The organism is Clostridium sp. CM041, assembly GCF_055081035.1.
Genome location: NZ_CM143648.1, coordinates 228,538 through 239,780, shown reverse-complemented (window position 1 = coordinate 239,780; position 11,243 = coordinate 228,538). Strand labels below are relative to the sequence as shown.

At 32.0% G+C, this 11,243-nt stretch carries 11 protein-coding genes; 1 reads left to right on the top strand and 10 read right to left on the bottom strand.

What is annotated here, in order from left to right; translation table 11 throughout:
• Positions 1-68: 68 nt before the first annotated feature.
• Together ACWJJT_RS01185 and ACWJJT_RS01180 are read right to left on the bottom strand one after the other, a co-directional pair.
• Positions 69-1,712, bottom strand: coding sequence for a DAK2 domain-containing protein (locus ACWJJT_RS01185; protein ID WP_462955747.1), 1,644 nt, complete (start codon positions 1,710-1,712; stop codon positions 69-71).
• A 10-nt stretch (positions 1,713-1,722) separates the two neighbouring features.
• Positions 1,723-2,073 carry an Asp23/Gls24 family envelope stress response protein gene (locus ACWJJT_RS01180; protein ID WP_462955746.1) on the bottom strand — a complete coding sequence of 117 codons (351 nt, stop codon included), beginning with the start codon at positions 2,071-2,073 and terminating at the stop codon, positions 1,723-1,725.
• Between the two features lie 194 nt (positions 2,074-2,267).
• On the opposite strand from ACWJJT_RS01180, the gene rpmB reads away from it, so the two are divergent.
• Positions 2,268-2,459 carry a 50S ribosomal protein L28 gene (gene rpmB / locus ACWJJT_RS01175; protein WP_165413696.1) on the top strand — a complete coding sequence of 64 codons (192 nt, stop codon included), beginning with the start codon at positions 2,268-2,270 and terminating at the stop codon, positions 2,457-2,459.
• A gap of 731 nt (positions 2,460-3,190) precedes the next feature.
• Here the strand turns inward: rpmB and ACWJJT_RS01170 are convergent.
• The 8 genes from ACWJJT_RS01170 to ACWJJT_RS01135 all read right to left on the bottom strand — a co-directional run bounded on the left by ACWJJT_RS01170 (position 3,191) and on the right by ACWJJT_RS01135 (position 11,231).
• Positions 3,191-3,826, bottom strand: coding sequence for a thiamine diphosphokinase (locus tag ACWJJT_RS01170; protein WP_462955745.1), 636 nt, complete (start codon positions 3,824-3,826; stop codon positions 3,191-3,193).
• Between the two features lies 1 nt (position 3,827).
• The gene (gene rpe, locus ACWJJT_RS01165; RefSeq protein WP_462955744.1) at positions 3,828-4,478 is read right to left on the bottom strand and encodes a ribulose-phosphate 3-epimerase; all 651 of its coding nucleotides are present in this window, start codon (positions 4,476-4,478) and stop codon (positions 3,828-3,830) included.
• Positions 4,475-5,344: a ribosome small subunit-dependent GTPase A gene (gene rsgA, locus ACWJJT_RS01160; RefSeq protein ID WP_462955743.1), complete on the bottom strand. Its 870-nt coding sequence runs from the start codon at positions 5,342-5,344 to the stop codon at positions 4,475-4,477. The genes rpe and rsgA overlap by 4 nt, the downstream gene beginning before the upstream one ends.
• A 70-nt stretch (positions 5,345-5,414) precedes the next feature.
• Positions 5,415-7,409, bottom strand: coding sequence for a Stk1 family PASTA domain-containing Ser/Thr kinase (gene pknB, locus ACWJJT_RS01155; RefSeq protein WP_462955742.1), 1,995 nt, complete (start codon positions 7,407-7,409; stop codon positions 5,415-5,417).
• Positions 7,384-8,136, bottom strand: coding sequence for a Stp1/IreP family PP2C-type Ser/Thr phosphatase (locus ACWJJT_RS01150; protein ID WP_462955741.1), 753 nt, complete (start codon positions 8,134-8,136; stop codon positions 7,384-7,386). Before ACWJJT_RS01150 ends, pknB begins: the two co-directional genes overlap by 26 nt.
• Positions 8,137-8,138: 2 nt before the next feature.
• Entirely contained in the window at positions 8,139-9,185 is a 1,047-nt protein-coding gene (gene rlmN, locus ACWJJT_RS01145) for a dual-specificity RNA methyltransferase RlmN (RefSeq protein WP_462955740.1), read from the bottom strand.
• A 12-nt stretch (positions 9,186-9,197) separates the two neighbouring features.
• On the bottom strand, positions 9,198-10,526 hold the full coding sequence (gene rsmB / locus ACWJJT_RS01140) for a 16S rRNA (cytosine(967)-C(5))-methyltransferase RsmB (RefSeq protein WP_462955739.1): 1,329 nt from the start codon (positions 10,524-10,526) through the stop codon (positions 9,198-9,200).
• 27 nt (positions 10,527-10,553) lie between these two features.
• Positions 10,554-11,231: a zinc metallopeptidase gene (locus tag ACWJJT_RS01135; protein ID WP_462955738.1), complete on the bottom strand. Its 678-nt coding sequence runs from the start codon at positions 11,229-11,231 to the stop codon at positions 10,554-10,556.
• Positions 11,232-11,243: the final 12 nt, after the last annotated feature.

Below are 11,243 nucleotides of genomic sequence, written 5' to 3'. Positions count from 1 at the left end.
ATATTAGTTTTGTTCATTACTAATCTTTAAGGTAGATTAAACACCTAAGAAAAAAAGCCCTAAGGCTTTTATTCAACTGACGCAATAAAATAATAAAGTGGTTGTTTTCCATTATAATGTTGAATATCTAAATTCGGATATTTGTGTTCTAGGGCAGAAATAAATTCTTCCACTTCGCTTATTATACAATCTTCGCCATAGAAAATTGTAATAAGCTCACTATCCTCTGTAACCATACTGTCTATAGTATCTTCGCAAACTTTATAAATATCTGTTCCAACTTCTTTAATTTTTTGCTCAATTAAACCTAAAATATTTCCTTCTTTTATTATATTACCATCAGATTCAGTGTCTTTAACCGCATATGTTACAGAAGCTGTTGCAACATTTTTTATTGCATCTTTTAATGTATTTTCATTTTCTTCTACACTAACTTCTGGATTAAACATTGTTACAGCAGTTATTCCTTGTGGGATAGTTTTCGACGGAATAACAATTACATTTTTATCTGACAGTTCAACCGCTTGCAGCGCTGCCATAAGTATGTTCTTATTATTAGGTAATACAAATACATTTTCCGCATTAACTTTATTAATACTCTCTAATATATCTTGTGTACTTGGATTCATGGTTTGGCCGCCTTCTATTACAACATCCACACCTAAATCCTCAAAAATATTCCTAATTCCTTCTCCAAGCGCAACAGATATAAATCCATATTTTTTATTCTCAATAATATTTTCTTTCACTGGTCCTTTACCTTTCTCATCCGCAATGCCTAATAAATTTCTATGTTGTTCTCTCATATTTTCAATTTTCACCTTAGACAGTTCCCCTAGTGTTATTGCTTTTGAAAGCACTGCCCCTGGATCATTTGTGTGTATATGGATTTTAACAAATTCATCTTGCGAAACCACAACCATTGAGTCTCCAAACTTTTCTAAATATCTCTTTAATTCATTAGCATCAACATTTTCAGCGATAACTAACAATTCAGTACAGTATCCAAACTTTATGTCTACAGGCATATCTAAATCTACAGGTGTTATTGTTTGTGATTTTGTACTTTTATTTTCCGATTTGATAATTAGAGATTCCATATTATTACTTAGAGCTTCATGCATTCCTTTGAACAATATTAAAAGTCCCATTCCACCTGCATCAACTACTTTTGCTTGTTTTAATGCTGGAAGCATATCTGGAGTTTTATCTAGCATAATTTCACTACGCTTGCAAACTTCTTGCATAAGAGCAACTACTTCAGTTGCTCCGCTATTAACTGCACTTTCACCCGCAGCTTTAATAATAGTTAAAATAGTACCTTCAGTGGGTCTCATAACCGCCTTATACGCAAAATGGGCACCTTCTAAAATACTTTTAGCCAATTCTTCAGAAGTAGCTTCGTCTACGCCTTCTAGCCCTTTTGCAATGCCTCTAAATATTTGTGATAATATAACACCTGAATTACCCCTTGCACCCATCAGCGCGCCCCTAGCTAGTTTTTGAGATATCTCAGCAATAGACTTCGTTGACATACTTTCAATTTCTTGCACTGCGGCTTTAAAAGTCATTGACATATTAGTACCTGTATCTCCATCTGGAACAGGAAATACATTTAACGAATTTACATATTCTTTTTCTTCTTCTAACCTATTAGATGCGTTTATTACCATATTACGAAAATTTTGCCCGTTAATTTTTAAATATTCCATTGCTACCTCCCTAGACCCTTACACCTTGGACGTTTACGGTTATTGCTGCAACTTTCAGTCCTGTATAATTTTCAACATTATATCTTATTTTTTGAATTATATTATTTGCTATTACAGATATTTTCGTGCCATACTCAACTATTATAAATAATTCAATAAATAGTTGGTTTTCCTTAGCATTAATTTTAACCCCTTTATTTAAAGCGTCGCTCTTAATCAATTGCCAAAATCCATCCTTGGCATTTTTGAGTGCCATCCCAACAACTCCATAACACTCTGTTGTAGAAATACCAACTATGTTTGCTAACGCTTCCTCTGAATAATATATATTACCATTCTCTCCTGCAATGTTACCTTTCATTTTAATTCCTCCTTATACCGCTATATAGATTATATTATAGTATAATACTAATTTATTCAACAAAATTAATTTTATAATTGCTTTAGTTACGAATAATTTCTTATTTAACTTGCAAGAGTAGTAATATTCATGTTACAATTATGCGTGTTTCAATTGAGAAGATTTTTTTCTTCGTAGTCAAGGAGGTGTTTTCATTGTCAAGAAAATGCGAAATATGCAATAAAGGTGTAATTTCAGGTAGCCAATATAGTCACTCACACCGTGAATCAAAAAGAAAATGGGCTCCAAATATTCAAAAAGTTAAAGCTATAGTTAGCGGAACGCCTAAATCTATACATGTATGTACTAGATGTCTTCGTTCAGGTAAAGTCCAACGTGCTATATAATTAAAAAATAAAAATGCAGCTTTTAAAGCTGCATTTTTTATTTAAATCCAGCTTTAAAAGCTACATCGCTTATTTAAATTCAGCTTTAAAAGCTGTTTTTTTTAACCCTGCTCTAAAAACTGATTTTTTCTATGTTATTTTTTTAAAAAAAATCTAATTATTCGAGATATAAATCTCGGTAACTTAATAGCCATAATTTTCATCTCTCTTACCCCCCAAACATGAAATCCGTAAAATTTCTTTTAACTTTCCCTATCTATCTGAACCTCACTAACAATGATGGTTATGATCCATTATAGTAAAGCCATAATAAACAATTCCTCCTCCTACAACAATTATCCACCACCAAAATGGGACTATTACTACTGTTATGATTCCTATGCCTAAACATGCAATGATTACTCCAAGCTGCTTTTCTAAACACTTATAAAATCTTTTCGTAAGTTAATCCCCTCTCAAAGTATTCCAATATTATTATATGAATTACTTTCAATAATATTGCCAAAAATAAAAAATAAAAAAGTATATATTACTATTAATGCATTGACTTCGCTAATAACTACTAATTTTATTTTTAATTAATCTGTTAAAAACATAAACTTGCTGTCTACTCAAACATATGTTTTCCTTAACGCGTCTTAATTAAAAATAAAATAAGAAGTTCTAAAGTTCGCTGCATTATACGTAATATATACTTTTTTCGCGCATGAAAATATTTATTTATTGAAGTATTAATCTGATGATAATATAACCATCAGCGTTCCAGATTTAAATTTAAGCTGAACCTGAGGCCCTGCAAACTCATTTGAAATAGTTATACTCTGACCAATTTTCAAATTGTAATTATTTAATGGATATTTTGCGCCTTTAATAGTTAATCCTATTATTTCATCGCCATAAGATTGTACCGAGAATATATCGCCTACGGTGCCACTTAATGAGGTCCCGGCATCAATCAACCTAATATTATTGTTTTCATCCTTAATGCATGCACTAACGCCATTTTCTAAGCAACTTTTTAGCATTCCAATATTTCCAAGCAGATGATCAACTCTACTTCCAGTGCACCCCAATAATACTATTTCATTTGGTTTCATTTTCAAAGCCTTTTTAACTGCAATTTCAGTATCAGTAAAATCCTTTTCTGTAGGATAAATATCTATTATAGAATTGTTTTTTTTAAAATAATCCAAGGCCTCTTTATCAATAGAATCAAAATCTCCTACAAGTAAGTGAGGATTTATATTATAGTCATATAGGCAATTGGCACCACTATCTGCTCCAATTAAAAATGCATCCTCAGTAATTTCATTCATGAGTAATTGTTGTGATGGTGGATTTCCTCCTGAGATTATTATGACTTTCATGTTAAATACCTAATCTTAATGCTTTTATGTTTTTCTCAATTTCATCATTCTTAAATACTGCAGACCCAGCCACAACAACATTAGCACCACTATTAACAACTTCTTGAATATTACCTACATCAATGCCACCATCTACTTGAATCATAATTTCTTTATTATAAATATCTGCAAGATCTCTAACTTCTTTAATTTTACCCGAGCAGTATTCAATATACTTTTGCCCACCAAATCCAGGGTTTACTGACATAATAAGTACCATATCAAGATTACTCATTAAATGTTTAATACATTCTACAGGTGTAGCAGGATTTAATGCAACACCCGCTTTAATCCCAAAACTTTTTATGTAATTAATAGTTCTATCAATATGCCTATCGGTTTCATAATGGACAGTTATAATGTCAGCTCCCGAATTTACAAAGTCTTCTACATATCTAGACGGTTCTTCTATCATAAGATGCACATCAAATGGTAATTTTGTTAGTTTTCTAATGCTCTTAATAACTGGCATACCAAAAGAAATGTTAGGTACAAACATACCATCCATTACATCAATATGGATCATATCAGCACCGCACGCTTCTAGCTGCTTAATATGTTCACCTAGCCTTGAAAAATCCGCTGAAAGTATAGATGGTGATATTTTTATCATTTTTTATTCCCCCTAGCAATAATTTCTTCTAATGTCTTTATATAAAATTTATATCTATCCCTGTAAATTTCATTATCTTCTACAGCTTTCTTAACTCTACAGTTAGGTTCTTTAAAATGCATGCAATTAGAAAACCTACATTCACACCTATGTTTTTCAAATTCCGGGAAACAATCTTGTAATTGTTCTTTCTCAATGAAATCTAAACTTAAGGCTGAAAATCCTGGAGTATCTAACAAAAATCCTTCTTCGTATTCAATAAGTTCACTGTGCCTTGTAGTGTGTTTACCCTTTTGCGATTTTTTACTTATATCTCCGGTTTTCATAGCTTCTCTTCCAAGTATACTATTAAGTATAGTTGACTTTCCAACTCCAGACGGTCCACAAAAAACAGTAATGTTATCTTTTATTCTAGTCTTGAGTTCGGAAAGTCCATCACCCTCTTTTGCTTTTAAAAATACTATGTCACATCCTACGCTTTTTAATTCTTTTATAAGGTCCTCATCAACTTGCTCAACTAAATCCAACTTATTTAAACAAAGAACTATCTTTAACTTATAATGTTCACAAAGCACTAGAAATTTATTGAGCAAATCCATATTTAAGTCAGGTTGTTTAAAGGCAAAAACTACAAAAGCTTGAGTAACATTTGCAACCACTGGACGTATCATCTCAGTCTCTCTTGTAAAAATCTTTTCAATTACACCTTTGCTCCCATCTGTCTCAAGCATTATTTCCACTTTATCACCAATAACAGGGGAAAGCCCAGTATACCTGAACTTCCCTCTTGCCTTACACTCTATGACTTTGTCTTGAACCTTTACAAAATACAACCCGCCTACACCTTTTATGATTACTCCTTGCATATATCCCTCACCATTTACCTTCTATTTAATATTTTTGAATATATTTCATATATCTTGTAATTATTTATTCTTATTGAGGAGTTGCTGGTGTTTCAGTTGTTGCCTTGGGTGTTTCAGGAGACGTTTCTGGAGGTGTTTCAGGAGTTACTGGAACTTCCGCAGCCTTAGATGTTAAAGTTATAGTATCCCCAACATTTGCCTTAGTCCCTGGCTCCTTATCTTGTGACTCAATGATATCTTCATCGTTACCAGAAACTACTACGTTTATATCCGCTTGTGCAGCTGCCTCACGTGCTGCTTTAACAGTTTTCCCTTTAAAGTCTGGAACATCAAATTGTTCTTTTTTTGGCTCTTCATACTTATAATAATTAACTCCTACAGAATTACCTTCTCTAACTTCCGTATTTGCAGCAATACTTTGATTGAATATTTTACCATCAAGTGACTTGTCATTAGTTACCACCGGTTTTTGCTCACCTAATTTTAAATTTGCATTTTGCAATACTCGCTCTGCATCATTTAAAGACACATCATTTAAATTTGGAACCTTTGTTAATTTAATCTCTACACCCTTACTTATTACTAAATCCACTTTATCGCCTTTTTGAACTAAACTATCCGGATCTGGGTTTTGGCTTATTACTAAACCACTAGCAATGGAGTCATTGAATTCGGATGTTACATTTCCTAGCACCAATCCATTTTGTTCAATAATAGCAGTAGCCGAAGCTTTATCAATTCCTTTGACAGAAGGGATTTTGAAACTTGCTGGACCTTTACTCACCGTAACTCTTACTTCACCCTTAGCTTTTAATTCTGTTCCCTCATCAGGAAAACATAACAGTACCTCACCTTCAGGTTTTTCGCTATTTTCTTCTCCAGCCACCACAAAATTCAATCCTTTTTCTACAACTAATTTTTCTGCCTCTACCTTATCTAAGCCAATAATTTTAGGCACCAGTATCTTATCTGCCACATTAACTTGCTTGCCAGTAAGATAGTTCTTTAATGCGACTCCCGCAACACTACCTAAAACAATCAATAAAATTATTGCAACAAAAGCCATTATTATCGTTTTATTTTTTTTATTATTTTTAGACTTTGGTTTTTTGATTACTTGTTCTTTTTCTACTTCTTCTTCTTTTTCTTCTTCATAATCATCTTCTTTTTCATAGTCATCTACATTTACAGCTGCCATAACCCTAGTGTATTCATTTTCCATGCTATTTGTTGCGATAGTATATGAACTATTCTTTTGTATTCTCTGCAGATCTAAAAACATCTCATTCGCAGTTTGATACCTCTTTATAGGTTCTTTTTCTATAGCCTTTAATACTAATTTATTTAAATTTTCAGGGACATTACCATTTATTTTCTTAGGTGGCACAACTTGTTCCTGTATATGTTTTAATGCTACTGATACAGGACTTTCTGCATCATAAGGCACTTGCCCTGTAGACATCTCATAAAGTACTATTCCAAAAGAATAAATATCTGTTCTACAATCTACAAAACTTGCTTTAGCTTGTTCTGGTGAAAAATAATGAGCTGATCCCATCACTGTGCTGGTATTAGTTATAGTTACAGAACTAGCAGCTTTTGCTATACCGAAATCTGTAACTTTAACCGTTCCATCTTCAGTCACTAAAATATTATGAGGTTTTATATCCCTATGTATAATGTTATTCTTATGGGCACACTCAAGTGCTTTTGCAATTTGCATTCCATAGTCTATTATTTGATCATAATTCATACTACCATTTTCAAGTATAATTTCCTTTAAAGTCTTTCCTTTTATATATTCCATTACAATGTAGTTAATATCTCGCTCTTGTCCAACATCATAAATATTAACTATATTATTTGATGAGAGACTAGCTACGGATGAAGCTTCTTTTTTAAATTTATCCATAAAATCTATATTATTTGAAAATTCTTCTTTTAATATTTTTACAGCAACATAACGATTGAGCAAACGACATTTAGCTTTATAAACTATTGCCATTCCACCCTCTCCAATTTTTTCAAGGAGTTCATATCTACTCCCTAATATGGTTCCTATCATCTCTGCACTCTCCTTCAAATACGATAACCGATATGTTATCGCGTCCACCTTTAGATTTACTTAAATCCACCAACATTTTACAGCTAGAAATATTGTCATTTTCATTTTTAATAATAATATCATACATTTCAGAATAAGTCACATCGTTAGTAAGGCCATCTGTGCATAAAATACATTTGAATATATTCGTCAAATTAACATCAAATAAATCAACTTCTACTAACTCATTTGTTCCAAGTGCCCTTGTAATAATATTTTTATTTGGATGAGTTCTAGCTTTTTCTTCAGTTATAGTACCATTATCTAAAAGCTGTTGTACCAAAGAATGATCTCTTGTAATTTTTAATAATTTTTTGTTATTATCAATAATATAACAACTACTGTCTCCTACATTTGCAACAACCATTTTATTTTGTTTTTTAAAGCAGATTGTTATAGTTGTCCCCATCCCTTTAAGCGAATCATTATCACTTGCCATGTCATAAATTTTCTTATTTGCAGATTTTATTCCTTCAGAAAGCACTTCTTTTATATCTAAACCATGATGATTCTTCTTTATATATTCTATTATAACCTTAATAGCTAGCTGACTTGCAACTTCTCCTGCATTATGCCCACCCATACCATCTGCTATAGCATAAATGCCAAAATCAGTACCTTCAAAATAGCCTACAGAGTCTTCATTTGTTTTTCTAACATTTCCAACATCAGATAAAACCCCAAGCATTTTTACACCCCCTCATTCAAGTTTTCACTTTTAATATAGCTTCTCCGAAGTTGACCACAAGCCGCATTAATATCCAGGCCCATTTCGCGCCTTATTGTTGTCTGGATATTATTAGTTTCAAGTACCCTCTTAAACTCAGCAACCTCATCATTTGAAGATCTTTTTAATTCGTTCTCTTGTATTTCATTAACTGGAATTAAATTAACATGGCATAACATATCCTTCAACAATACACTTAATTTCTCTGCATCTTGTGTACTATCATTAAGACCCTTTACAAGGGCATATTCGAAAGTTATGCGTCTATTAGTTTTATTTATATAGTATTTAGATGCATCAATAACTTCTGCAATAGAATACTTATTTGCAATTGGCATACTCTTCATTCTAATCTCATCCGTAGATGCGTGAAGTGAAATAGCCAGTGTGGTTTGCAAGTTAATATCAGCAAACTCTTTAATTTTAGGTACGATACCACAGGTAGAAATAGTTATATGTCTTTGACCAATATTTAACCCATTTTCTGAATTCACAATTTCAAGAAATTTTATTACATTATGAAAATTATCAAATGGCTCCCCACTTCCCATTAATACAACATTAGAAATTCGCTCATTAATTAGATGCTGTGATTTCATTATTTGAGCTAGCATTTCCCCTGGAGTTAGATTTCTAATCATTCCTCCAATGGTAGATGCGCAAAATTTACATCCCATCCTACATCCAACTTGAGTCGATATGCATATAGAGTTCCCGTGTTTATATTTCATAACAACACATTCAATTAAATTACCATCATTTAAAGCGAAAAGATATTTTCTTGTATCATTTTGTTTTGAAGTATATTCCTCTACGAGCTCAGGTATTCCTATGTAAAAATTATTTTTCAACTTTTCTTTTATACTGAGCGAAATATTATTCATATTTTCGAATTCCCAAATCCCCTTATAAATCCAGTCTAATACTTGCTTAGCTCTAAATTCGCTTTCTCCATTACTTTTCATCCATTGCTTTAACTCTACTAAATTCATATCTAATATATTTATCATTTTATACACCTACTATGATTTTATAATTTTGGCTATGAAAAATCCATCCATGTATTCATTCGGTAATATAGTAACATACCCTTTATCACTATATTTTATATTATCAAATTCACCGTAAAATACTGGTTCAATCTTAAATTCTGAATGAGACTCTAGGAACCATTCAATATTGCTTTCATTTTCTTCCTTATTAAGGGTACATGTTGAATATACAAGTACTCCACCTTTTTTTACGTATTTTGAAGCATTCTCCATTATTTTTCTTTGTGTGTGAATTATATTTTCTATGTCTTTTATATGTTTACTCCACTTTATCTCAGGTTTTTTTCTAATAATTCCAAGACCAGAGCAAGGTACATCAATAAGCACCCTATCTGCAGATTGAAGCAACCTTGGATCATAAATTGTAGCGTCCATAACATCACAAGTTGTATTTACAATTCCTATTCTATTTAAATTTTGTTTTATTAATGATAACTTATTTTCATGTAAATCAAATGCAAAAATATGTCCTGTGTTTTTCATAATTTCTGCAATGTGCGTTGTCTTTCCGCCTGGCGCACTACATAGATCTAATACTTCTAAATTTGGCAAAAGGTCCATAGAAAGAGCTGTAAGCATTGCGCTTTCATCCTGGACTGTTATACTTCCTTCATTAAATAAAAGGTTATTTTCTATATTTTTCCCTTTAATAATCCGTATTGCCTCAGAACACGCATAGCCTTTTTCTATATTATACCCATTTTCTATAAGTTTTCCCCATATTTCCTCATAAGTTAATTTCAGAGTATTAACTCTAACTGTAACATCAGGTTTTTGATTTAAGCCACTTAGAATTTTCTCAGCGCTTTCAACCCCATATTGCTTAATAAAGAGTTTAACTAAAGCCTTAGTGAAGGAATACTCGAAGCATAATCTTTCAATATCATTTTTTTCATTATAATACACCGCAGTGTCGCCCCTTAGATAGTTTCTAAGTACTCCATTAACAAATTGTGCCGCTCCTACATTACTCATCTTTTTTGTTAAGTTTACAGCTTCATTAACCACAGCAAAACTTGGTATTTTATCCAAAAACCTAATTTGATATATTGATATTCTTAATATGTTTAAAACAAAACTATCTACCTTTTCAAAGCCTTTTTTTAAAAAACTGCTCAATATTTTATCTATTGTGTATTTATATTTTAAAGTACCGTAAACTATTTCTGTAACTAACGCTTTATCCTTATCATTTAAATCGGATTTATTAAGTTCTAGGCCTAAAACTATATTAGAATAAGCGTTTTCATTTATTACTTTTTCTATAACTACAATTGATACTAACCTACTATTGTTCATGTTATTACCTCAATTTTCTATTTGATTTTATCTATCGCGACTTAAAATAACAAGACGTATAAGCTGAGAAACTGCCATAAGTGTTGCCGCAACGTATGTCATAGCAGCTGCACTTAATACTGCTTTAGCTCCTTTTATTTCATCTCCATAAAGTATACTTTTGGATTCTAAAATTGTAAGTGCTCTACTAGATGCATTAAATTCAACTGGCAAGGTAATTAACTGGAATACTACCACTGCTGAAAATAATATAATTCCAATATTCACTAGAGAAGGTACACTTAAAATTATTCCTATTAAAAATAGTAACCAGGATGCATTAGAACTAAAATTAACTGCTGGCACTATAGCGTTCCTTATTTTTAAAGGCGCATATTTTTCTTTGTCTTGAAGCGCATGCCCAGTTTCATGAGCCGCAACCCCTATAGCTGCAACTGTTGTCCCATTATAAACCTCCTTGGAGAGCCTCATAACTCGTTTAGAAGGGTCGTAATGGTCAGTAAGCTTTCCACCTACTATTTCCACTGGTATATCAAAAAGCCCCCCATCATCAAGTAGCATTCTAGCTACCTTCTCCCCTGTATATCCATTTGCACTATTCACCTTTGAGTATTTACTAAATGAAGACTTAATTTTAAGTTGTGCTAAGCCTGATATAATTATAGCTGGCAATAATACAACCATAGTATTATCATAAAAAAGCATATTATTCACCCC

Coding starts and splice junctions, on each gene's coding strand:
- ACWJJT_RS01185 (WP_462955747.1), bottom strand. CDS start 1,712: ATGGAATATTTAAAAATTAACGGGCAAAATTTTCGTAATATGGTAATA.
- ACWJJT_RS01180 (WP_462955746.1), bottom strand. CDS start 2,073: ATGAAAGGTAACATTGCAGGAGAGAATGGTAATATATATTATTCAGAG.
- ACWJJT_RS01170 (WP_462955745.1), bottom strand. CDS start 3,826: ATGAAAGTCATAATAATCTCAGGAGGAAATCCACCATCACAACAATTA.
- rpe (WP_462955744.1), bottom strand. CDS start 4,478: ATGATAAAAATATCACCATCTATACTTTCAGCGGATTTTTCAAGGCTA.
- rsgA (WP_462955743.1), bottom strand. CDS start 5,344: ATGCAAGGAGTAATCATAAAAGGTGTAGGCGGGTTGTATTTTGTAAAG.
- pknB (WP_462955742.1), bottom strand. CDS start 7,409: ATGATAGGAACCATATTAGGGAGTAGATATGAACTCCTTGAAAAAATT.
- ACWJJT_RS01150 (WP_462955741.1), bottom strand. CDS start 8,136: ATGCTTGGGGTTTTATCTGATGTTGGAAATGTTAGAAAAACAAATGAA.
- rlmN (WP_462955740.1), bottom strand. CDS start 9,185: ATGATAAATATATTAGATATGAATTTAGTAGAGTTAAAGCAATGGATG.
- rsmB (WP_462955739.1), bottom strand. CDS start 10,526: ATGAACAATAGTAGGTTAGTATCAATTGTAGTTATAGAAAAAGTAATA.
- ACWJJT_RS01135 (WP_462955738.1), bottom strand. CDS start 11,231: ATGCTTTTTTATGATAATACTATGGTTGTATTATTGCCAGCTATAATT.